At 52.5% G+C, this 23,508-nt stretch carries 22 protein-coding genes; 16 read left to right on the top strand and 6 right to left on the bottom strand.

What is annotated here, in order from left to right; all coding sequences use genetic code 11:
- Positions 1-861 (top strand): ribonuclease III, encoded by an 861-nt coding sequence (rnc, locus tag IPI29_06830; protein MBK7412251.1) that lies wholly within the window; start codon positions 1-3, stop codon positions 859-861.
- Positions 858-4,016: a PD40 domain-containing protein gene (locus tag IPI29_06835; GenBank protein MBK7412252.1), complete on the top strand. Its 3,159-nt coding sequence runs from the start codon at positions 858-860 to the stop codon at positions 4,014-4,016. The genes rnc and IPI29_06835 overlap by 4 nt, the downstream gene beginning before the upstream one ends.
- Here IPI29_06835 and IPI29_06840 read toward each other — a convergent pair.
- Entirely contained in the window at positions 3,996-4,610 is a 615-nt protein-coding gene (locus IPI29_06840; GenBank protein MBK7412253.1) for a YigZ family protein, read from the bottom strand. The two genes, IPI29_06835 and IPI29_06840, sit on opposite strands and share 21 nt — an antisense overlap.
- 45 nt (positions 4,611-4,655) lie before the next feature.
- Here IPI29_06840 and bshA point away from each other — a divergent pair, with 45 nt between their 5' ends.
- Complete coding sequence (gene bshA / locus IPI29_06845) at positions 4,656-5,792, top strand: N-acetyl-alpha-D-glucosaminyl L-malate synthase BshA (GenBank protein MBK7412254.1); 1,137 nt, start codon at positions 4,656-4,658, stop codon at positions 5,790-5,792.
- Positions 5,793-5,796: 4 nt separating this feature from the next.
- Here bshA and IPI29_06850 read toward each other — a convergent pair whose 3' ends face one another.
- Positions 5,797-6,639, bottom strand: a complete 843-nt coding sequence (locus IPI29_06850) for an MBL fold metallo-hydrolase (GenBank protein MBK7412255.1) — start codon at positions 6,637-6,639, stop codon at positions 5,797-5,799.
- A 45-nt stretch (positions 6,640-6,684) separates the two neighbouring features.
- Positions 6,685-7,428 carry a cyclic nucleotide-binding domain-containing protein gene (locus IPI29_06855; protein MBK7412256.1) on the bottom strand — a complete coding sequence of 248 codons (744 nt, stop codon included), beginning with the start codon at positions 7,426-7,428 and terminating at the stop codon, positions 6,685-6,687.
- A gap of 52 nt (positions 7,429-7,480) precedes the next feature.
- Here IPI29_06855 and IPI29_06860 point away from each other — a divergent pair, with 52 nt between their 5' ends.
- The 5 genes from IPI29_06860 to IPI29_06880 all read left to right on the top strand — a co-directional run bounded on the left by IPI29_06860 (position 7,481) and on the right by IPI29_06880 (position 12,234).
- A complete protein-coding gene (locus IPI29_06860; GenBank protein ID MBK7412257.1) occupies positions 7,481-8,857 on the top strand; it encodes a dipeptidase in 1,377 nt (458 codons plus the stop codon).
- Positions 8,854-9,741 carry a DMT family transporter gene (locus IPI29_06865; GenBank protein MBK7412258.1) on the top strand — a complete coding sequence of 296 codons (888 nt, stop codon included), beginning with the start codon at positions 8,854-8,856 and terminating at the stop codon, positions 9,739-9,741. The genes IPI29_06860 and IPI29_06865 overlap by 4 nt, the downstream gene beginning before the upstream one ends.
- Positions 9,738-10,319, top strand: a complete 582-nt coding sequence (locus IPI29_06870) for a 5-formyltetrahydrofolate cyclo-ligase (GenBank protein ID MBK7412259.1) — start codon at positions 9,738-9,740, stop codon at positions 10,317-10,319. Before IPI29_06865 ends, IPI29_06870 begins: the two co-directional genes overlap by 4 nt.
- Positions 10,264-11,565: a hypothetical protein gene (locus tag IPI29_06875; protein MBK7412260.1), complete on the top strand. Its 1,302-nt coding sequence runs from the start codon at positions 10,264-10,266 to the stop codon at positions 11,563-11,565. Before IPI29_06870 ends, IPI29_06875 begins: the two co-directional genes overlap by 56 nt.
- Before the next feature lie 153 nt (positions 11,566-11,718).
- Entirely contained in the window at positions 11,719-12,234 is a 516-nt protein-coding gene (locus IPI29_06880; GenBank protein MBK7412261.1) for a biotin/lipoyl-binding protein, read from the top strand.
- Positions 12,235-12,333: 99 nt separating this feature from the next.
- Here the strand turns inward: IPI29_06880 and IPI29_06885 are convergent, their stop codons facing one another.
- Entirely contained in the window at positions 12,334-13,254 is a 921-nt protein-coding gene (locus tag IPI29_06885; GenBank protein ID MBK7412262.1) for a flavin reductase family protein, read from the bottom strand.
- Between the two features lie 110 nt (positions 13,255-13,364).
- Between IPI29_06885 and IPI29_06890 the strand changes: the two genes are divergently transcribed.
- The 6 genes from IPI29_06890 to IPI29_06915 are packed head-to-tail and all read left to right on the top strand — an operon-like array spanning position 13,365 to position 20,479.
- Positions 13,365-15,335 (top strand): hypothetical protein, encoded by a 1,971-nt coding sequence (locus tag IPI29_06890; protein MBK7412263.1) that lies wholly within the window; start codon positions 13,365-13,367, stop codon positions 15,333-15,335.
- Positions 15,336-15,344: 9 nt separating this feature from the next.
- A complete protein-coding gene (locus IPI29_06895) occupies positions 15,345-16,577 on the top strand; it encodes an ABC transporter permease subunit (protein MBK7412264.1) in 1,233 nt (410 codons plus the stop codon).
- Positions 16,578-16,581: 4 nt separating this feature from the next.
- Complete coding sequence (locus tag IPI29_06900) at positions 16,582-17,706, top strand: ABC transporter permease subunit (GenBank protein ID MBK7412265.1); 1,125 nt, start codon at positions 16,582-16,584, stop codon at positions 17,704-17,706.
- 36 nt (positions 17,707-17,742) lie between these two features.
- Positions 17,743-18,744 carry an ABC transporter ATP-binding protein gene (locus IPI29_06905; protein MBK7412266.1) on the top strand — a complete coding sequence of 334 codons (1,002 nt, stop codon included), beginning with the start codon at positions 17,743-17,745 and terminating at the stop codon, positions 18,742-18,744.
- Positions 18,741-19,745, top strand: a complete 1,005-nt coding sequence (locus IPI29_06910; GenBank protein MBK7412267.1) for an ATP-binding cassette domain-containing protein — start codon at positions 18,741-18,743, stop codon at positions 19,743-19,745. Before IPI29_06905 ends, IPI29_06910 begins: the two co-directional genes overlap by 4 nt.
- On the top strand, positions 19,730-20,479 hold the full coding sequence (locus tag IPI29_06915; protein ID MBK7412268.1) for an energy transducer TonB: 750 nt from the start codon (positions 19,730-19,732) through the stop codon (positions 20,477-20,479). Before IPI29_06910 ends, IPI29_06915 begins: the two co-directional genes overlap by 16 nt.
- Before the next feature lie 4 nt (positions 20,480-20,483).
- Here IPI29_06915 and IPI29_06920 read toward each other — a convergent pair whose 3' ends face one another.
- Both IPI29_06920 and IPI29_06925 read right to left on the bottom strand, forming a co-directional pair.
- Positions 20,484-21,365, bottom strand: a complete 882-nt coding sequence (locus tag IPI29_06920) for a TraB/GumN family protein (protein MBK7412269.1) — start codon at positions 21,363-21,365, stop codon at positions 20,484-20,486.
- On the bottom strand, positions 21,362-21,913 hold the full coding sequence (locus IPI29_06925; GenBank protein MBK7412270.1) for a hypothetical protein: 552 nt from the start codon (positions 21,911-21,913) through the stop codon (positions 21,362-21,364). Before IPI29_06925 ends, IPI29_06920 begins: the two co-directional genes overlap by 4 nt.
- Before the next feature lie 12 nt (positions 21,914-21,925).
- On the opposite strand from IPI29_06925, the gene IPI29_06930 reads away from it, so the two are divergent.
- Together IPI29_06930 and secG are read left to right on the top strand one after the other, a co-directional pair.
- Positions 21,926-23,047, top strand: a complete 1,122-nt coding sequence (locus IPI29_06930) for a hypothetical protein (GenBank protein ID MBK7412271.1) — start codon at positions 21,926-21,928, stop codon at positions 23,045-23,047.
- Positions 23,048-23,096: 49 nt separating this feature from the next.
- Positions 23,097-23,435 carry a preprotein translocase subunit SecG gene (secG, locus tag IPI29_06935; GenBank protein ID MBK7412272.1) on the top strand — a complete coding sequence of 113 codons (339 nt, stop codon included), beginning with the start codon at positions 23,097-23,099 and terminating at the stop codon, positions 23,433-23,435.
- Positions 23,436-23,508 lie beyond the last annotated feature (73 nt).

The following is a 23,508-nucleotide window of genomic DNA, read 5'->3' on the forward strand; positions in this document are numbered from 1 at the left end:
GTGAAGGACATCGTCCGTCAGCTTTACGCTAATCTTTTAAAGTTCGCCTCCAATCGCGGGTCGGCGAATAATGCGATGTTTCGCGATCTCTTCCCACCCATGGGCATCCTTACGGATGAACGTGTGGCTGAACTTGAGAAGCAGATCGGCGTGGATATCCATCTGGCCTCGCTCTATGAGCAGGCCCTAACGCATCGTTCCTACCTCCAGGTGGTTAACACCCCGGACCATCGCTCTAATGAGCGACTTGAGTTCTTGGGTGATGCCATCCTCGGCATGGTCACGGCCGAATACCTCTTCTATAACAACAGAGAGGTCTTGGAGGGCGAGCTCACCAAGATGCGGTCATGGATCGTTAACAAGAAGTCTCTTGCAATCTGTGCCCGCGCACTCAAGCTCGACGAATTTCTGTTCCTCAGCTATTCAGCCACGCAGTCTCTGCAGCGTGGGAATGATTCCATGCTGGCCGATGCATTGGAATCCATCATTGCAGCAGTGTATCTCGACCGCGGATTTGATGAGGTCAGACGCTTCATCGTGGAAAAGCTCCTCCCGATCATGGTTCGAGAATCTCTCGTTCACGATACGAACTATAAGAGTCTCCTCCTTGAAACCGTACAAGGTAGGGGGCAGGCAGCTCCCCGCTATGTGGTGGTTCGTGAGCAAGGCCCAGACCACGAGAAACACTTTACAGTAGATGTTGTCGTCGAAGACCGAGTGATCGGCAGTGGTTCCGGACGGAATAAGAAGGATGCCGAACAGTCTGCCGCAGAGGCCGGATTGGCATATCTTGCCAAACGATCCAAGCCAAGGAAGACTGTGGGCGGATCACAGGAACAATCGACTGAAACATCAGCGTGAACGGTAACATATTCCGGTCGCAGCGGGTCTTCAGCATCGGATCTACACTTTCGATCTCCATGCGCCCCTTACTCCTTCTTCTATCGCTGGTCATCCTTACGGACAGTATCTCCGCTCAATTCTTGGCGGGGAATCTCCCTTTTGGAAAGAACAAGAAGCAGTATGAGAAATTCAACTGGCGATACATTCAGTCAGAGAATTTTGATGTCTACTTCCACGGCGATGCGGAGTATATCGCCAAATACACGGCACTGAAGGCCGAAGACGCACTCAAGCAGATCCAGGAAGAACTCTCGTTCTCCATCACAAAACGCATCGTCCTGATCATCTATAGCTCTCACAATCAGTTCCAACAGACGAACGTGATCGATGAGTTTATGTCGGAAGGTATCGGCGGTGTGACCGAACTCTTCAAGAACCGTGTGGTCCTACCGTTTGAAGGTGATTACGCCAAGTTCCGTCACGTGATCCATCACGAGTTGGTCCATGCCGTGATCAATGACATGTTCTACGGCGGTTCCATTCAAGCGTTGATGAGCAGCAGTGGTGCCGCAATGCTTCCGTTGTGGATGAATGAAGGCTTCGCCGAATATTCAAGTGCTAACGGTCTTGATGTGAAGACCGATATGTTCATGCGCGATGTGGCAGTGAGTGAATACCTCCGTGGTATCAGTCAGCTCAACGGCTACTTCGCCTACCGTGGCGGTCAAGCATTCTGGTCCTATATCGCCGGCAAATATGGAAAAGGGAAGGTGGGCGAAGTCCTCAACCGGTTCCGCACCATTGGCGACGTCGATAGAACGTTCCGCGCTGCATTCGGCATGACCTATGAAGAAATGTCCGAGCAGTGGGCCAAGGATGAGAAGAAGTATTATTTCCCGGATGTGAATCGCTACGAATACGTCGAAGACTTTTCGAGCAGGCTCACGAACCACCAGAAGGACGGGAATTTCTATAATACCTCACCGGCCATTTCTCCCGACGGAGAACAAGTAGCATTTATCTCTGACCGCGGGGATCAAACGTTTGGTCTTTGGGTTATGGATCTTGTTTCCAAGAACGCTCGACGTCTGGCCGGCAGCGCACGTTCCACAGACTTCGAAGAACTGAACTTCCTCACTCCCGGTGTGTCGTGGAATCCGCAAGGAACCAAACTTGCTGTTGGAGCTAAGGCTGCAGGACAAGATGGCATCTACCTTATCGATGTTGCCACAGGTGACTATGAGATCCTGATGCTCGGCTTTCAAACGATAGGGGGCGTGGCATGGTCACCCGATGGAAAGTACCTTGCCTTTGATGCCGATACGGGCGGGAAACAATCCGATATCTTCCTGTATGACCTTGAGGCGAAGTCGCTGAGCCAACTCACAAACGATGTCTTCACGGACATGACGCCTACGTGGACGCCGGACAGCAAGACCGTGTACTTTATCTCCGACCGAATGAAATACACATCGGGCTTCGAGACCACACAGAACTTTGAGATGTGGGATCACGATGTAGATGCGCGCGATATCTATCGCATCTCGCTTGAAGACCGAACGATCGAACGTATCACCAAGGATCCAGATGTAGGGAAGTATTCCATCGAGATAACGCCGGACGGAACGCAGATGCTCTTCGTTGCCGACTACAATGGGATCAGCAATCTTTGGAAGATGGATCTTGCGACCGGCAGAAAAGTGGCGATCACGAACTCGCTTCAAGAAGTTTCGCAGATATCGCTGTCGCAGGATGGCACAAAGCTTCTCTTTGCTTCGCAGAACCGTGTGGGATATGACCTGTTCCTATTGAAGTTCCCCTTGGATCTTAAGGAACATGATACCTTGCCTCTAACAAGGTTCCGTCAGATGGAGCTTGAAGAAAAGAATGCTCTCACCGGAGTGATGGACCGGATCTCGCAGCTGAAGGACACAACCACAACCAGTTATGGAATGTTCGATGTGGATCTCTCTCAGCAGCGGTCAGTTCAACCGAATGATGACGTGATCCAAGTTCCCGGAGACGAGCGCAGTGGGTCAGATAGCACCATGAAGACTGACTTCACTCCGAAGGATTACAAAGTCACATTCTCGCCAGACGTGGTGACAGGTAATGCCGGCTATAGCAACTGGTTCGGTGCCAATGGTCAGATAGAACTCCTCTTCACGGACATGATGGGTGATCACGAGATCTACTTCCGTGCGAATCTTTACCTCGATCTCACAAACAGTAGCTTCCTCCTATCATATGGGTACCTGCCGGATGTAGTGGACTATCATGTCTCCGTGTTTCAGAATGCAGGTTTCACCTACATTCAGCCCGAAGGCTCGCCCTACACATATTTGTATCGACTGAGGAACTATGGCGGATTGGTGTGGGCATCATACCCATTCTCGCGCTATACACGTTTCGATGTCGGGATGCAGATCATGTCGATGTCACGCGAGAACGTCGACTTTCCACAAGAGCCATCTCTCACCCGCTTCGTAACGGTACCAACCATTTCCTATGTGCTTGATGATGCTCTATGGGGCTTCTGGGCACCGGTAAAGGGTACTCGACTCAACATCACGCTCGAAGGTTCGCCGGGATGGTCAGACAATGGACTCTCGTTTGCAACTGCACGTATCGACGCACGGCACTACCTCCACCTCGGTGAATCGTACACGATCGCGGTGCGTGGCAGTGGTGGCTACAGCCTTGGCCGAGATCCGCAGAAGTTCTTCATTGGCGGTATCGATAACTGGTTCAACAGATTCTTTAGCGACAACGGTTGGCCGTTTGTCAATCCCGAAGACTTTGCATTCACTCGTCCGGGTTGGCCTCTACGCGGTTGGGCACTCAATGAGCGAAACGGCACGCGCTACTTTGTGACGAACATCGAATTCCGTTTCCCGTTCTTGTTCGCATTCCAGGCCGGACCTATTCCATCGCTCTTCCAAGGCCTCCAAGGTCAAGTCTTCTTTGATGCAGGGGGCGCGTGGGACTCCAATGGAATGGCGTGGATGCCGAGCGGACGTCAGGCTCCGAATCCGGTGCTCTCGAGTTTTGGCTTCGGTATTCGTTCGCTTGCACTAGGGCTGCCACTGCGGTTTGATGTAGCATGGCGTAATGAGCCATACGGCGGGACGTCACAGCCGATCTACCTCTTCTCACTCGGCGGCGATTTTTGAATAGCCAGCCCGTGCATTTGTGCGCGTCGTGATCTCTGCCTTAAGGCGTTCAAGATTGACGAGTGGCACGTCTACATCAAATGTGATCGAGTCTGAGTACGTAGGCGTGAACCGCGCGTCAACCTCTTCGAGCACATGTGTTATCGTAGATACATCATCGTACATACAATGTACGGTCAAATGTGCCATCGGACGAATGGTCCACAGCTCGCTCGCAGCGATCACACCTTGGGCAGAATCAGCATAGGCGCGAGCCAAGGGGCCTACGCCCAGCTTTACGCCTCCGAAATAGCGTGCAACCACAATGATCACATCGCTGAGATTTGCGCGTTGTAATGCGAACAGAATCGGCTTGCCGGCCGTGCCTGAGGGTTCGCCGTCATCAGACATCCGATACTCCATGCCATGCGGGCCGATCCGCCACGCATAACAGTGATGCACAGCATCCCAATGCTGCGCTCTGATACGCTCGAGAAACTCAATTGCTTGGTCTTTCGTCGTGCACGGCGCTATGTATGCGCAGAAGACCGATCGTTTGATGGTAATTTCGACCTTCGCTTCACCGCGAACACTATCGTAGGGTGGAAAGGTCATACTGCGAGCAATGTCTTGCGGTTCATTCTGAAGAGAGGACGAGAAATGCGAATAGGAATGGTGTGTTACCCAACGTACGGCGGTAGCGGTGTTTTAGCAACGGAACTTGGGCAAGAACTAGCACGGCGCGGACATAGTGTGCATTTCATCACCTATGCCCAACCGATGCGACTCGATCGCTTTCAGGAGAACATCTACTACCATGAGGTTGAGACGCCGTCGTATCCGCTTCTCGAGTTCAATCAGTATACACTTGCACTTGCCGGAAAGATCCTCGACGTAGCAAGATACGAACACCTCGACGTGGTGCACGTGCATTATGCGATCCCTCATGCGATCAGCGCCTATCTGGCGAAGGAGATCGCACGAACCACAACACCGTTCAAGCTTGTTACCACGCTGCACGGCACGGATATCACGCTGGTTGGACTTGAACCCACGTTTCATCCGATCGTGAAGTTCTCGCTTGAGAAGAGCGACATAATCACGGCAGTCTCAGGCTTCTTGCAAGAGAAGACGCGACAGAGTTTCGGTGAAGATCTCCCGATCAAGGTGATCCCGAATTTTGTGGATACGGAGGTCTATAAGCGAGTTGAATGTCAAACCGTTGAAAGACGTCTGCGCACAGAAGGGGAATTCATCCTCATGCACGTCTCCAATTTCCGTCCCGTCAAGCGTGTGCACGACTGCATTCGGATTCTCGCCGAAGTACGCAAGAAACTTCCGGCACGCCTCGTTTTTGTGGGTGACGGTCCTGAGCGCAGTGATGCAGAACGTCTATGCCGTGAGCTGAATGTAGAAGAGTACGTTACCTTTTTGGGCAAACAATCTGCCTTGCCAGAGATCCTCTCCGCAGCAGACATCTTCTTACTGCCATCACAACAAGAGAGCTTTGGCCTTTCGGCTCTTGAAGCGATGAGTTGCTCTGTTCCGGTAGTGGCCACGAGTATCGGTGGCATACCTGAGGTGGTTCGTCACGACGAGACCGGCTTCATCGCTGAACTCGGAGATGTGAACCGAATGGCACGGTATTGTGTGGACCTCTTATCGAACCCGAAAAAGCTCGCGATCTTCCGCGAGAACTCGCGCAAGCGTGCGGTTGAAAAGTTTGATATCTCGTTGATCGTTCCGATGTACGAGCGAGTCTACGAAGAAGCTGTAGCGCTAGAGACGAGCGTGTAAACGTTCAGGGGAACAGGTACCGAATACCTTGTTTGGCCAGCCCCTTGAAATCTGCGGCGTCATCATCGGTCATCTCGTCTTGGTAGTGGACGAGATACATCTTGCGACGGATCTCTTCCGGAATGCCACGAAGATCTTCCACCCAAGCATGTACCTGGTTCGGCGTCATGCTGGCATCATGGAACATGATCTCTGATCGATCTGCATACATATCGATGAGGTCACGGTCGAACTTCGTATCACCAGAGAAAAAGACTCGGTCATCAATGAGCAGGCCATACGTCACAAAGGCATCCTTCGGACTGTCAGCTTCACCCGGAATGTGGTTCGTATGGAAGAGCTCCAGCTTGATACCATTCATATCGATCGAAAAGATCGAGCGAGGTTCAGAGGCAATCTGCTGCGGTACGTGTGTCGTATAAAGGTCGTCGTACGAGAGACGGCGCCCTTCGGCATTCTGCTCATTGTACTCCAGCCCTCCACGCAAAGAGAGGTCCCAAAGGATCGGACGATACACATCCGTAATGATCATGTTGAGTTTTTCTTTGCCCGACGGAACCGCCATGTACCTGTTAACAAGAGTAAGGTACTCGAGGCCACCGATGTGATCTGAATGCGAATGTGTGGGCAGGATCGTTCTGATGTCCATTCCAGTAAGCCCAAGGGCCTGAAGGGCTTGGGGACCGGTCATCCCGAAATCCACCAGAACATGCTCCTCACCCTTGATGATAAGGAGGTTGGTCTGAAAGAGACGACGGGCGAATGCCGTTCCCGTACCCAAGAAGACTATCTCTAGAGTTCCGTCGTTCGTGAGTGCTAACGGTGTGGAAACTGGCTGTTCGACCATGGTGATCCCAAATGATACGATTCCGAAAATCTACGCAATTCTATCCTAAGCACCTATCTTCTCAGACTCAGATGCCCTCACATCGCGAGAGAGCTTCTCGATCAAATTCTTAGAAAAAACAGTCTGAAGAGCGTTTTTGATGTCAGGATGTTTCTCTAGTAGCCCCTTCAATTCTTCTGATCGCCACATAAGATAACGAGTCTCCGTCACTGTTGTTACAGTTGCACTGGCAGGATTTCCCGAAACGAATGCCATTTCCCCAACAAAATCACCATTCCGGCAGAAAGCAACCACAGTTCCGTCGATCTCTACCTGGGCAGCCCCTTTACTTACGATCAAGATCCGTACTACAGGTGAACCCTGCGTTGTGAGATGCTCACCGGATGGTGCCGAGACCCACGTCCCACGTTTGACCAGCCGATAGAAATCGACCGTCGACAGGGCGGAGAATTTGTGTTTGTGAAGGGTGTGCTCTTCTTCGGAAAGCTTGGCTGAGCGACGTTCCCTAATGATGATGATCACTTGCACCACGTTCACCACAAAGAAACCGGCCTCCCACAACACCATTGAGCCATAGCCCGATAGATATCCAGAGATGAATCCGGCAATGGTCGAACAAATGATCATGATCCGCAGCGGAAGGATCGTGCGAACGAGAGAACCTGCGATCAGCAAGAGATACGACAGATGTAGGAGGATCTCGAAGGTATCGATCCCGAAAATCTTCTCCATGGAGGCCTTTCGCGCAGCAGTTGTTCCAACAAACATCGTTGAAGAGCGCTTCTGCACCAAGCCTTTGGTATTTTTACACTCTTGTCCTTCCCATAATACGCCATCTACCATGACCGTAGCAGACTACCTCCTTGAACATCAGGCCCGTGCAGAAGCGCAACTGATGGAGTTTCTTCGTATTCCAAGTGTTAGCACAGATCCGGCGCATTCAGGCGATGTGGAGCGTTGCGCCCAGTGGTTGGCCCAGCACCTGCGTTCGATCGGAATGCCACATGTAGAGATATTCCCTACAAAGGGGCATCCGATCGTCTATGCAGAATATGTCGAGGCCGGACCGAATGCACCCACGGTGTTGTTCTATGGCCATTATGATGTGCAACCGGTTGACCCTATCGACCTCTGGACCAACCCGCCGTTCGAACCAACGGTCCGCGACGGAAAAGTCTATGCCCGCGGTGCCACAGATGATAAGGGGCAGGTGTTCCTCCACATCAAGGCACTCGAAGCAATGCTGGCCGTGAATGGCAAGCTTCCTGTGAACGTAAAGTTGCTTATCGAAGGTGAAGAAGAGATCGGAAGTCCGAACCTCGCGCCGTTCGTAAAAGAAAAGAAGAAGATGCTGAAGTGTAATGCCGTGCTCGTATCCGATACGCCAATGTTCGCTCCGGGTATGCCGTCGTTGGTCTATGGTCTGCGCGGACTGGCATACCTGCAGATCGATGTCCAAGGTCCGAATCGCGACCTGCACTCCGGCTCGTATGGTGGCGCAGTGGCCAACCCGCTGAATGCCCTGGCGCAGATCATTGCGCAGCTGAAGAGTCCGGACGGAACGATCTTGGTTCCGGGCTTCTTTGATGACGTGTTGGAGATCTCTCACGACGAACACATCTCGCTGATGGACCTTGACTATGATGAAGACCGGCTCCTTGCCGATGTGGGCGCCACGAGGTTGGTCGGGGAGAAGGACTATACCACTCCGGAACAACTCTGGGCGCGACCTACACTTGACGTGAACGGACTCCTTGGTGGCTTTACCGGAGAGGGTGCTAAGACGGTGCTGCCTGCCCGCGCAATGGCAAAGGTGAGTATGCGACTCGTTCCATATCAGAAACATCACGACATCGCACAGAAGGTGATGGACTACATTCGTCAGATCACACCGCCGGGTGTAACCGTGCACGTGCAAGACCTGCATGGAGCAGACCCTGTTCTCGTTCCTCGGGATTCGCCGGCGATGCATGCTGCCGTTGCGGCATTGGAAGAGACCTTTGGAACGCGATGTAGATTCACTCGCGAAGGTGGATCGATCCCCGTAGTGCTACTCTTCGATACCATCCTTAAGGCACCAACAGTGTTGATGGGCTTTGGTTTGAATAACGAGAATGCCCACTCGCCTGATGAACATTTCGATCTTGGCAACTTCCACATCGGTATGAGAGCCGCTGCCCGTTACTACGAGTTGATGGCAGCAACTCCTGCCAAATGAAGCGTCATAACGCTGAGCTTCTCCTCCTTGCCATAACCATCCTGTGGGGAGGCACCTTCGCCGTTGTGAAGACGGCCATGGTGGACGTGAGTCCAAGCATGTTTGTTCTTCTGCGATTCGTCCTTGCCACCGTGGTGGCAGTCGCCGTGTGGCCTCGTTCATTGGCATCGATCGACAAAGACACGATGGGGAAGGGGCTTGCACTCGGCGTTCTGTATGGTGTTGGGTTCCTACTACAGACCATCGGTCTGACGATGACCTCTGCGTCGGCTTCGGCCTTCATCACGGGAACGATGGTGGTCTTTGTTCCACTCGTCCATCGCGTAGTTGATGGCGCACGCATCAAACCGAACCATGTCTTCTCTATCATCATGGTGCTGGTTGGACTCTGGTTATTCACCTCTCCCGAATCTCAGGGTGTGAATCTTGGCGATGTGCTTACGTTGTTCAGTGCCATTCTCTGGGCAGTCTACCTCACCTACATCGATGTGTGGACAACGGAGATCCGTCACGATACACAGAAGCAAAATGCACTCGTGATCCTGCAGTTCGTCGCAACGGTGATCTTGGCAGGAGTAGGCGTAGGAGTTGACAGTTCGCAAGGCACATCCTTGAATGTGACGTTTGACCGGGATCTCATTCTTGGACTGCTCTATTGCGGGATTTTTGCTTCTGTGATCCCAACCTTTGTTCAAACGCGATATCAGCAGTACACACATCCGGTTCGCGCAGGAGTGATTTTTGCCATTGAGCCCCTTGCCGCATCATTCATTGCGTGGATGGCCATCAATGAACAATTCTCTGTCAGGCAGCTCATTGGCGGTGGTGTATTGTTGGCAGCCATCGTCCTGCCGGACATCATTGCATCACGGAGAGAACAGTGACCAAGAGCGAGTTACGATCGGACATTCTGGAGCGGAGATCTGGCATAAACCCAGACGATCGGTCTCTATGGGATCAGATCATCTTTGAGCGTGCACACAAGGTCCGCGCCTTTCAGATCGCCGAACGCGTTCACATCTTTCGCAACATTGGCAGTGAGATCGAGACGATGCCGTTCATCGAGTATGCGTGGGGTATCGGTAAGGAGGTCTATGTGCCTGTTGTTCCTCCCGGAAAGGGCGTGATGCATCATTGTCGCATCACCTGGCGCACATCGTGGAGAGAAGGGGCTTTTGGGATCCCGGAGCCCGTGATCGAGTCGGAGGAAGATGTCATTACGAATGATGCGTTCTTTGATGCAAATGCTGCGATCATCGTTCCACTCGTTGCCTTCGACAGACAATGTCATCGCATCGGATATGGCAAAGGGTACTACGACAAGTTCCTACGCACTGCAACAGCTCCATCGATCGGAATCGCCTACGAGATGCAGCGTGTTCACAGTATCATCCCAGAGTCACACGATGTTGCACTCACCTGCGTCGCAACTCAAGAACGTTGGTATGTTCCATCGGCCTGACTGGTCCTGTATGAAGATCGTCCTCCTCATTGTTCTGTGCGCACTCATCAGCCCCCTTGATGACCTTTCCGCACAGGATTGCACCGACAAGTTGTTGCTTGATGCGAACGAGCGTGCCTTTGCTGTTGGTCTTGATTCGTCGGGCGTTTGGTGGGCACTAACGAAGCAGTATGAAGAGTTCACTGGGTTGGTGATCGACGGTCAGAAGTACGGACCCTATGAGCGAGTGTTACCGCCAAAGGTGAGTTACGATGGTTCCAATGTAGTGGTTGGGGTGAGGCTCCAAAACAGATGGCATGTGCTTACGATGGAGGATACTGTTGCGCTTGAGGGTGATGTTCTCGAGGCGATCTATCTCCCGTCACAATCGTCCACTCCGTGGTGGTATCATACCAATGGCAATGACCGACGTCTCTCCACATACGAGCGATCGTTTCGGTGTGTGAATGAGCCGCGCATGGTTTGTTTTGATCCGCAAGGTTTGGTGATCGCATGGGTGGAACGCCGCGGTGCTGTTGACGTCCTGTTTGAGAATGGGCAGGAGCACGTAACAGCAGATGAGATCAAACTATCGGGAGTGTGGGCAGACGGGGCTCCTGTCTATGCCGTACGATTCGGAACACGCTGGAGCGTCTATCGCGGCCAGGAAGAGATCATGTCGTCGTTGGCATCGCTTTCAGAGATCGTCCTTAACGTAGTTGGTTCCGTTTGCGCATGGATCGCAAGCGACGGTTCCGGAACGGCTCGAGTCTATCTCTACACAACGGAGATGAATGCCCCGTGGACCAGCCTTCCCGTTCAATCGGCATGGGGCTTGGCACTGTCACCGTTCGATCCGCTAGTTGCTGCGCGTGCAGTACGCAATGGAAACAATGTTGTCAATTTCAGTGGCGCTGAGTATCCATCCGGAAGACAAACAGGACCGATATCGTTCTCGCATGACGGTGCACTCATGGTCTATGCGGGTGTAGACGGAGACCACTTCGTAACGATCAACGGCAAACGTTCATGGCTCAAGGGAGCGGTGAACCTTGGTGTGCCGGTGCAGATCTCAACCGACGGAAGCGCAGTAGGGTGGGCGAGTGCAACAACTCTTGCCTATGTGAATCTCGATCTCAACATTCTCCGCATGGGAAGAATGTGCGATACCATGGGGCCGGTGATCTACGACCGTCGCACAAAAACGTTTAAGGGGCTAGGCTTTGTATCGGGGCGATTATTCCTTCTCGAGTGTGACCCTCGTTGAATGTGAAGCCTGAGTTCCCGCGCCGCTTGGTTAGTACAACAGAAACCTTCGTGATGATCACTTGTCGCAGCGTCATCCCGAGCGAAGCGAGGGACCTCGTATTGATGCGCTGAATGTGAAGCCTCCGTATCTTCGCAGGCCGATGGAGAACCTATGAATACCTATGTCGTAAACACAGAGATCGACGGAAAAGACCGCAGCGTTGAGCTGACCGAGGACGGCAGTGCTGTTAGCGGTGATACCAACGTCTATCTTGCTCCAACAGATGTCCCAAACATCTGGCACTGGATCGATGGATCGATGCGTGTGCCCGTTCATATCGTCAGCGATGGCATGTCCGGTGTGACCGTTACCATCCGTGGATATTCCTACTCTACGTCGGTCCTTAACGGTCACCACCATAACCTCCTCGACATCCTCAAGGCCTCTCCCGCTCAAAAGCAGCGTGTAACGCGTATCCCGGCCCCAATGCCCGGTCTGCTCAAAGCAATCCATACGACTGAAGGGGCTCAAGTGCGCAAGGGAGAGACTCTCTTTACCCTCGAAGCCATGAAGATGGAGAACGCCATCAAGACTCCCATCAGCGGCACCGTACGCCAACTCACAACAAACGCCGGTTCCGCCTTTGAAAAGGGAACCCTGTTGTGTGTGATCGAGCCTTTGGCTTAATCGGCTTTATAAGCGCCTTCTTTAAGCGCCTTCTACAAGCGCCTTTCTAAGGAAATTCGCTATTCGCTATTCGCTATTCGCTATTCGCTATTCGCTATTCTACATTAACAACGTTTGCCACGCCTCTTCCATCTTCCCCTGTGCGATGTAGAGCTGTGCGATGCGATGAAGTGTGGCATGATCTGAACGGTCGCCGTTTTGGAGCCAGACGTAGAGAGCGCCATCGGGCCGACCCATGGCAAGTTCAACGTCGAGGGAATCTGCGCGGATCGACTCATCGAATTGGGGGAATGATCCGCTCGGCATCGGAAGTGTGGGCAGATAGGCAAGCTGGGCTAACTCATTCCCGGTAAGGATCGGGCTTGTCCTGATATGCTCAGGGAGTCCGTCCATCCCGATCGGAATATGAGGGGGCTGTGTGGCCTCAAAGATGTCTTGGGTCCTCGTGTAGTATGCGCCTCCCATTCTGCCTACGAGATCGAGGGCCCGTGGGTCCACCTTCCCGTTGATCAGAGCGCTATCCGCAACATGAAAGGCAACAACCTCCAGGAGCATCAGATTGCCGTTGCCACCGATGTCACGGCGAAGCTCAATGTTCTCCATAAGCCGACATTCCATGCTGTAAGGCGACTCCGCAACACTCGGGGGAGTCACCTTCACGGAATTTCTCTTGGTAAACCCGGCCTTGAGATATTCATCCACCTCGTTCGGATACTCTGCCGCTGTGAGGTTCATGGCGTGGACCATGGAGTGGGACACTGTACTTATCGTGCACTCTTGGGTTGCCAGGATGTTTAACCACGTATGTTTTGCCCTTCCCGTTTTGGCGGCGATGGCCGGACCGATGGCCACGATCGGTGGGTTGGAGGCATAGGCGTTAAAGAACGAGAAGGGGCTGAGGTTAACATTGCCTTCGGTATCCACAGAGGTCACAAAGGCAATGGGGCGGGGGGAGACACCGCTCAGGAGCAGTTGATGTCTGTCACGGTGGGACAGGTCGGCAGGCAGGATGGTTTGCATCCTGCAAGTTCGGTCTTTCTCGTGGTCACCGCAAATGTTGGCTGTGGCTGGGGGTTACGTGTATATTTGCCTCTCGCTAACACGTAGCAACAATCGTTGTAAGGAGTTTCATGTTCCAGAGCATTCGGACCAGTTGGGCCGCAAGCAGCATCATCGCGATGTCCATCATCGCACTCGTGTTCACAACCGGCTGCGGACGCAGGGCTCAGCAGAGCTCAACCGCAGAGATCAAGAATGTTTGGAAGAAATATGATACTCCGGCTGGAGCCGACCCAAGCGTAGCCGACACACTCGGTGGCGCAGGGTTTGAGAAGATCTCCGAGGGACTAGGCTTTGTGACCTATGTGGTCAAGCCCGAAGACGAGAAATATTTCGGCGACTCGCGTGCAACCAAGGGCGGAGAGATCACCATTGGGGAAATGACCTTCCCAACAACCTTCCGTCCGGAAGGCCAAGGTTCGTCGATGGTGGTGAATACCGAGATCAAGGGATATATCTATGAGACCTTGCTCGGACAACATCCGATCACTCGTGAGTATATGCCTGGCCTGGCGTCTCATTGGAAGATCAGCCCTGATAAGAAGACGTTCACATTCCGCATCGATCCTAATGCTCGTTGGTCCGATGGCAAACCCGTTGTGGCTCAGGACGTTGTTTCGAGTTGGAAACTCATGGTTGACCCAGGAATTCTTGAGCCATCAGCGAATCTCGTCTACGAGAAATTCGAACAACCCGTGGCTTTGAGTAAGTACATCGTCCAGGTCCAATGCAAGACGGTCAACTTCCGCAACCTGCTCTATTTCGGTAACTCACTTGTGGTCTATCCCGATCATGAGATCGGCAACATCACGGGCAAGGAATTCCTCGAGAAGTACAACTTCAACATGCCTGCCGGTACAGGTCCATACTACCTAAATGAGAAGGACGTCAAGGCCGGTAACGGATGGCGCCTTACGCGCAGGCCGGACTATTGGGGGAAGGATTACTCGACTACGAAGTACACGGCAAACTTTGACTACGTCAACTACCTCGTTGTCAAGGACAATGCGAATCTTCTCTATGAGAAGTTCAAGGGCGGCGAGATCGATCTCTTCCGGTTCAGCATGGCAACAACGGAAAAGTGGATCAAGGACACAGACTACGAAGCCATCAAGAACGGCTGGGTACGCCGGTATCGTTTCTACAATAACGGACCGATGGGAACCAACGGTATTACGTTCAACATGCGGAAAGCCCCCTTCGACGATATCCGTGTTCGTAAGGCCTTCATGATGGTCTATCCGCGGGAGACGATCGTTGAGAAGCTTCTCTACAATGAGTACGAGACATTCGACACGGACTATCCAAACACGCCGTATGCAAGTAAGACCAATCCGAAAATGGTCTATGATCCCGCAGCTGCAGCCAAGCTTCTTGCAGAGGCAGGTTGGACGTCGAGAAATAGTGACGGACTGCTCGTGAAGAATGGCAAGCCATTCGTCATTGAAATGGCGATCTCCAAGCTCGACGAGCGCTGGCTCACACCGTATCAACAGGAACTCAAGAACATCGGCGTCGATCTTCGTCTGAAGCTGATGGATTGGAATTCGATCATCAAGAACATCGACGAGCGCAACTTCCAGATCTTCTCGTACGGCTATTCAGGTTTGGTCACACCAAACCCGGAAACATCGCTGCAAAGCTCACTGGCTGATAAGAACGATAACAACAACATTCAGGGCTTCAAGAATGCCCGAGTGGATGAGCTTCTGCCGATCTACGACACAACCTTCAGCGTTGCAGAGCAGATCAAGATCATCAATGAGATCGACAAGATCACGTATGACTACTACATGAAGAGCCATTGGTGGAATCCAAAGGGCATCCGCCTGGCAGTGTGGGATAAGTTCGGTATGCCTGAATATGGTATCAGCCGCTTCACTCAGCTTAGCTACGTCTATGGTACTGCCGGACTTCTCTGGTGGTATGATGGTGAGAAGGCTACGGCTCTTGCTGAGGCAAAGAAGAACAAGACAGATCTTGGCGGGAACAAGAACATCATCGAGTTCACGTTCTGGCGCGATTTCAACGAGTCGAAATAAGAAGACCCAATGCTGCAATACATCATTCGACGAATTCTGCTCGCCATTCCAACGTTCTTTGGGGCGACGATCGTGGTGTTCTTCATTGTGCAGTTCGCTCCGGGCGGACCATATGAACAACAACTCAATGCGCTTCGTAAGGGTCAAGGAGCCGAAGGTGGTGGATCCGCTCTTGGTGCCGAGAATATGTCCATACCGCCAAGTCAACTTGAGGCTTTGCAGCGGTATCACCAGGTGAATGAACCTGTATGGGCACGCTACCTCATGTGGCTTGGACTCATGCCACGTCCGGTCAACGACTACCTCGCTGTCATTGATACACCTCAGAACGTGGGGAACAATTTCCGCGTGATCGTGAAGAAGGACGCTAGTGGACAATTCGCGGTCTATCAGGCGAGTGATGGAGCCCCGTTATCTGGTTGGTATGTGGATCCATCAAAGAAGGAGAACAGCGTCTGGGTCTACCAGCGCGGCATATCTGGGATCTTCACACTTGATTTCGGTAGATCAGAGCGATATCGCAAACCGGTGTTTGAGCTCATCTCTGAGCGACTCCCGGTCTCGATGCAGTTCGGACTGATCAGTTTTGTGATCACCTACGTTGTGTGCTTCTACCTCGGAACACAAAAGGCCCTGCGTCACGGCAGTAAGTTCGATGTGATCTCATCAAGTATGGTCTTCATCGCCTTCTCCATCCCAGGATGGGCCCTTGGAGCCGTACTTCTTGTTCTTCTGGGAGGGGGCTCTGCACTTGCCTGGTTCCCAACCGGTGGTTTCCAATCAAGTGATTACGAGTCCATCTCGGCATTCGAGAAGATCGCGGACCGAGCACTGTACTTCGTCCTTCCTACCATTGCCTATACGCTTGGTGGTTTTGCATCGATCACGCTCTTGATGAAGAACTCGTTGCTCGATACACTCGGGCAGGACTTCGTTCGCACCGCTTATGCAAAGGGGCTCCGAGAGAACCGTGTGATCTGGATGCATGCCATGAGGAACTCCGTCATTCCGCTTGTTGCCTCCATCGGCGGCATCATCGGCATCTTCTTGGCCGGGAACTACCTCGTGGAGTATGCCTTCAATATCGACGGTATCGGACGGTTGTCCTTCGAAGCCATTGGGTCTCGTGATCAGAGCGTGTTCTTTGCCTTTGCTGTGATCTCGATCATCATCACGCTGGTTGGATCGATCATTTCCGACTTCATGCTTGCGCTTGTCGATCCACGTATCCGATTCTCCTGATCCTATGTCAAAAGCAAACAACACATCGAAGTCGCTGTCGATCAATCAACGTCGATGGAAGAAGTTCAAAGGCATGCGTCGAGGCTATTACTCGATGATCATCCTTCTGTCGGCCTACGCACTTTCGTTCTTCCTGCCATTGATGGTGAATAACAAGGCACTCCTCGTTAGTTATAACGGCGAGTGGTCTTCACCGGCAGCGCGCGACTTCTTTGCGTCGCTTCCACTCGTTGGTGGTTTTGCCCCCTCAAGCTTTGATCCCGCAGAACAGTACGGCGAAGTAGGGAATCAAGCAGAGGCCAACTATCGCGTTCTGCAAGCAAAGTGGGAAGATGCGGGCAGTGAGAATTATGTGATCATGCCGCTCTATCCGTTCGGTCCTAATGAGGATGTGACGGTAGGGGGCAATGAGAAATTCATTGGTCCTTTTGAAGCAGATGGATCGGGATTGCTTCGTCCGTTCGGCACAGATGATGTTGGACGAGACGTTCTCTCGCGTATGGCCTATGGCTTCCAGGTGTCGATGTCCTTTGCACTGCTGATAGCTATTCTTGAGTACCTCATTGGTATTCCTGTTGGTGCAGTGATGGGATACTTCGGCGGCTTCATCGATCTTGGTATGCAGCGAGTGATGGAGATCTGGCATGCATTGCCATTCCTCTTCTTGATCATCATCATTGTGTCATTCGTGGAGCCAACGTTCACGTTGTTGGTCTTCCTCCTGGTGATCTTCTCGTGGCTTGGAATTGCCACGCAGATGCGAGCGCAGTTCTATCGTGAGCGCTCTCGCGACTACGTGGCGGCAGCCGTTTCCATCGGTGTTCCAACACGATCGATCCTCATCAAGCACATCCTTCCGAATACCCTTGTTCCGATCATTACGTTCTTCCCGTTCGCTCTGGTGGGTGGGATTAGCGCTCTTGTATCGCTCGACTATCTGGGCTTTGGTATGCCGCCCCCTACGCCATCGTGGGGTCAGATGATCGGTGTTGGACTTTCCAACATCACACGGTATTGGTTGGTAGTGGTCCCGTTCGGCGCAATGTTCCTCACACTCACACTTGTGGTGTTCATTGGCGAAGGTATTCGGGAAGCATTCGATCCGAAGGTGTTCTCGCGTCTGCGATAGGAACGCCCCCTCCTCACGCATCAATTGGTATCTGTTGTGACACAAGAAAAACTCGTCGAAGTCAAGGATCTCAAAACGTACTTCAATATCGAAGGCACGTGGGCAAAGGCTGTTGATGGTATCTCCTTCGATATCTACAAAGGCGAAGTGCTCGGGATCGTTGGTGAATCGGGCTCCGGGAAATCTGTGACCGCCTTGTCGCTCATGAAGCTCATCCCTGACCCGCCGGGCAGGATCATGGGTGGAGAGATCCTCTTTAAAGGGCAGGACATCGTTAAGCTGTCCTATGAGGCGATGTATCAGATCCGTGGTCGGGAGATCGCCATGATCTTCCAAGAACCGATGACGTCGCTCAATCCGGTCTTTCGGATCGGCATGCAGATCTCTGAGGTGCTGCAAGCACACTTGAAGATCTCGGAGAAAGAAGCAACGGTTAAGGCCATCGACATGCTGCGTGCTGTTGGTATCCCTGATCCGGAAAAGCGCATCAACGACTATCCGCACCAGTTCTCCGGCGGTATGCGTCAGCGTGTGATGATCGCCATTGCTCTTGCGTGTAATCCGTCGGTACTGATCGCTGATGAGCCAACAACGGCATTGGATGTAACGATCCAGGCGCAGATCCTCGACCTCATGATGGAGCTCAAGCAACGACGTCAGGATGCTGCCATTGTGCTCATCACGCACGACCTTGCAGTGGTTGCAGAGATGTGTCAGCGCGTGATCGTGATGTATGGCGGTAAGATCCAAGAAGTGGCATCTGTTGAAGAGCTCTTTGCACATCCGAAACATCCGTATACGGAAGGCTTGATGGCTTCCATCCCACGGCCGAGTATGGAAACAAAGGGTCGTGAGCGACTCAAGGCCATTCCGGGGAACGTCCCGAGCATCATGAATCTTCCTGCCGGATGCAAGTTCTGCACGCGCTGTGCAGTGAAGATCGACAAATGTGATAACGAGGAGCCACCATTGCGAGAGATCAGTCCGGCCCACTTTGTACGGTGTCACCTCGTTGAACCCCAAGGAGGTGTGCAATGAGTCAGCCCCTTCTCGAGGTCAAGAACCTCCGCGTCCGCTTCCCGGTCACCGGCGGAGTGTTGCAGCGTAAGGTAGCGGAAGTAAAGGCCGTTGACGGCGTCTCCTTCGCCATCGAACGCGGCGAAACGCTCGGACTCGTTGGTGAATCCGGATGTGGTAAGACAACAGTTGGTCGCGCCCTCATCAACATCCTCAAACACGTCTCTCCCGGTGTTGAGCTTGATGGGGAAGTGATCTACGTTGATAAGAACGGTACACGAACGGATCTTCTGCATCTTTCGAAGCGCGACATGATCGCGTTCCGTTCGAAGATCCAGATGATCTTCCAAGACCCGTATTCATCGTTGAATGCTCGGTTGTCGGTGAAGCAGATCATTGCAGAGCCCCTTGAGATCCACATGCCGGAGATGTCGAAGCAGCAGGTGGATGAGAAGGTGATGTGGCTCTTGGAACGAGTTGGACTTCAACCCGAATATGCCGGACGCTATCCGCACGAATTCTCTGGCGGACAACGTCAACGTATCGGCATTGCACGTGCACTGGCCACAAACCCTGATCTCATCATCTGCGACGAACCAGTTTCAGCGCTTGATGTATCTGTGCAGGCCCAGGTGATCAACCTGATGGAGGATCTGCAAAAAGAGTTCGGGATGTCCTACCTCTTCATCGCACACGATCTCTCCGTGGTCTATCACATCTCCAAGCGGATCGCTGTGATGTATCTCGGGAACGTAGCGGAGATCGGCACTGCCAATCAAGTGTACTTCGATCCCGTGCACCCGTACTCCAAAGCCTTGATCTCAGCCATTCCGGAACCCGATCCCACGCGCAAGAACAAAGAACGCGTCGTGCTCCAGGGAGATATTCCAACGCCTCTCAACAAACCAAGCGGCTGCGGATTCAGAACACGTTGCCCGATCGCACGTCCTGAATGTGCTGTGAACGTACCGGAGCTTCTTACCAAGGGCAATGGAGCCCAGGTGGCATGTCCGTTCGTCTAACACTTGTTGCTGTAGGCCTCGTTGTCTTGTCAACGTTGGCTATAGCAGACGAGTGGGTGCTATTTGGACAAGCCATTGTAGAACCAAAGGACATTGAACAACTGTCCAAACACTGTAGTGTACTACCACCGCGATCTATTCCAGTTGTAGATAGTGTCCTCCCTGCTTCGTTCTCATTCATCGTAGAGATATCAAAGGACGGTATACGTCCTTTACATAAGAAGTCAGAACATCCATCAATACGGATCATTGCCCAGTGGTATGCAGATCGATGCGTCCTTCGTGTGCCTATTCGTGGAAAAAGGAAGTTCACTATCAGCTGTACAGATTCCATTTTCAGCAGTGCATGCAGGTTCTTTACTGATCTGGATCTCAAGTCGTATCAATTAGCCTGGAATTACCCAGGACCCGTTTCGGTCGTAAGAGACACCAACGATTCGAAAATCTATCCTGAGTTGCGTCCGCCATCGCATGATGAAAACGCTCTCGCTTTATCGATAAAGTATCCGGAAGAGGCCCGTCGGATTAATCTGGAAGGAATGGTTCTTGTGGGTGCACTTCTCAGTGAGACCGGCTGTCTTGAGAAGATTCAAATCATTGAGTCTGATAACACAGTGTTTGATCAGAGTGCTATTGATGCAGTCCGTCGCGTGAAGTTTACTCCTGCATTTCAGAACGGAAAGCCTGTCCGCTGTTGGGTTCGCGTTCCAATAAAATTCTCTTTACACGATTAGAATACTAGTCATCACCGAATTCGTTAAAGAGCCATTGCGATCTCTTGCCGCCGAGCACAGGCTCAACGCGATAGCCTTCTTTTTCGAGCAGGAGCAGAATGCTCTTTTCGCCGGTGAGATGTAGGGCACCGATGGCAATGAAGGCATCGCCGGTGGTGAGCATTTGTTTCATGCGTTGCACCATCACAACGTTGCGATCATCGTTGAGCGACTCAACGATCCCAGAGTACGCTTCGGTTGTGTCATCTGTGATTGCTGCTAGGGCATTGAGATCTTCGTTGGCATAGTGTCGAGGAAGGATCAACGCCAAGGAGTCCTCGTGGACGATGTTCTCCAGATGATCGATGAGCATTTGCGCCGTCAATTGATCGATCACGGCGATCTGTTCATCCAACGTCTCAAGTCCGATGAGAAGGGGCTTGTGTTGCTTGGCAAGGTCCCATAAGAACTGATCCATGGCAACAGGAGCTGTTTGCTCAACCGCACCGAAGGACAGCAACATGCCGATCGCGCCCGGCTTCAATCGCGTGCATAGGGGCGACATAGAGGGTACTCTCGACTGCAGGGCAGCACATATGCGCTTCACATCGGCGCTGTCTGCAAGATCATATAGGGTCTTCCCGGAAAGAAACAGCACCGACGGCTGCATCATCGCCATCACTGAATCGAGGTGCATTTCCGATGCATAGGTGCGACATGTTCTGACGAGACTCAAAACGGTATCACGCTGACGGAATACCGAAGAGTCCTGCAGGTGGATCGTGCCGAATACGTGACTGACAGCCCCCTGAGGAGAAGTGACCTTCCACAGCAGACTATTTGGGAGCTCCGCGCTATGAAGGAAAGAACCGAACAGAAGACTCAGCGCACAAACGATTCGTATCACTTCTTCCACTTCCTGTATTGCTCAACGAGACTCACCGCGTCGGGATTAGGATCGGAGAGTTTTGTTGTGAGGGTCATCGACGTGGTTGATGCTGGCCAGAATGCTACCGGCATTGTTTCTCCGCCATAGGTACCGTTGCTCTCGATGAACGACTCTTGCGACGATCCGAAATACATCATCACCGGACTTTTCTCGTCGTATTTGAACATCTTGAGCGTAGAGAGGGAATCGAACTCAAAGGTGAATTCACCGTTGAGCTGACCGTCCTTCTCGTACAAGCGCTTCTTGACGTTGCGGCAGCCGGGGAACTCTGATTCGATCTTATCGCCTTCAACATAGTCCGTCTGAAGCTCGGCAAAGTCCTTGAAGGAAATGTCGCGCCCCTCTTCTTTTGGAGAGATAATGTTGTGGAAGGTGATGGTACACGTGCCGGACTGTTTGCCCGTCATCGTAATCTTGTAACTCTTGCGTTCTGCTGTGAGGCACCCGCTGACGAAAAGTGCCACCAGCACAAGAAGAACTGAGCTGTAAAGAAACTGACGTGACATCGGAGGATCCTTATGTCGTTGTTGATCAGATCGAATCGTATGCAAAGATCGTTGTTGGCGGCCTTCGTCCTTATTCTGGGATGTGCCGTTCCGGTCTTTTCACAACGAGATCCTGTGAAGGCTGACGAAGAAGCGGGCAAGGCTATTGAGTACATGGATGCCAATCTCCCGGAGAACGCCATAGAGGCCTGGGACAGGGCTCTAAAGTTCATGCCAGGATATACACCGTACCTCTACGAGAAAGCTGTGAGTTTGGTGATGGCCAAGCGCTATCTGGATGCTCTTACGATCCTGCAGCCGATCTATACCGACACGTCGCTCAAGGAACGGGGCTATCAGTTGATGGGGAACTGTCACGACTTCATGCAGGACACTGCCTCGTCCAGAGCCGTCTACCGTGCCGGACTGGCGGCCTATCCCCGGTCGGGAAGACTCCACTTCGAAATGGGACAGCAATACTACGTTGCCTATGACCGTGCCCGTGCCAATGCATGGTGGCTGAAGGGAACTCAGGCCGAGCCTACCTTCCCAACCAACTACTACTGGCTGGCTAGGTCGTATTCGGAAACACGGGACCTGATCTGGGCGGTGTTCTACGGAGAGGCCTTCCTCAACCTTGAACGCAACACACCGCGTACACGCGACATGTCCAGACTTGTCTACGAGACTTGGAACCGCTCCATGAAGTTGGGCGACAATAACGATCCGATCAACTTCTGCTCCGATTCCTTGCTCGACGTGCCAAGCCCCCTAGGAGCTCAACAAATGTCGTTTCCGGTTGCGTTCGAATACAACATCGCTCTGGCTGCCCAGCCCTTTATCCCCAAGGATTCCATCCTACCGCGACTCAGTATCGAAAGGCTCATCGACCTGCGGTACAAGTTCATGCGTGCTTGGTCGCAGGCCGTGTACGACAAGACCTATCCCAACGATATCCTGAGCTGGAACAAGCGTCTACAGGAGCAGGGGAGATTGAAGGAATACCTCTGGTGGCTCTATGGATATGGCGACAAACAGGAGATGCAGAGGCACTACAAGCAGAATGCAGACCGGTATGACACCTTCCTTGTCTGGTTCAGTGAAAATGGGATGTCGTTCGAGAAGCCGCTTTGCCTCGGGCTCGGTTGTCCATGAGCAAAAGGCGTGGTATATTTGCCGTTCACACGAAACCAATTGAAGCGTTATGGAAATCCTGCTTATCAGTCTTGGCATCATTGCCTCAGTCCTTTTGATCCTCGTGATCATGATCCAGCCCGGAAAGGCTGACATGATCTCCGGAATGGGTAGCATTGGTGGTCAGATGACCAACCTCCTCGGCGTTCGCCAGTCACGGAACGTGTTGCAGAACACGACCATGATCCTTCTCGGCGCCATGGTGCTTGTGTCGATCGTTGTCAACAAGTTCTTCCTTTCCACGGATGACGGCGGCGCAGGTCGCGCACCAGTCTCCCAAGGGGCGGAAATTCCAACAACACCAATGCCAGCAGCTCCTGCACAACCGGCTGCACCACAGGGCAAATAAGTCCCGCACAACGTAGTTCCAGAAGGCGTTCCATCGGAGCGCCTTCGTCGTATCAGACCCTACCGAACGAGAG

It is taken from the genome of Ignavibacteria bacterium (assembly GCA_016707005.1).
Classification (GTDB): domain Bacteria; phylum Bacteroidota; class Ignavibacteria; order Kapaibacteriales; family Kapaibacteriaceae; genus UBA10438.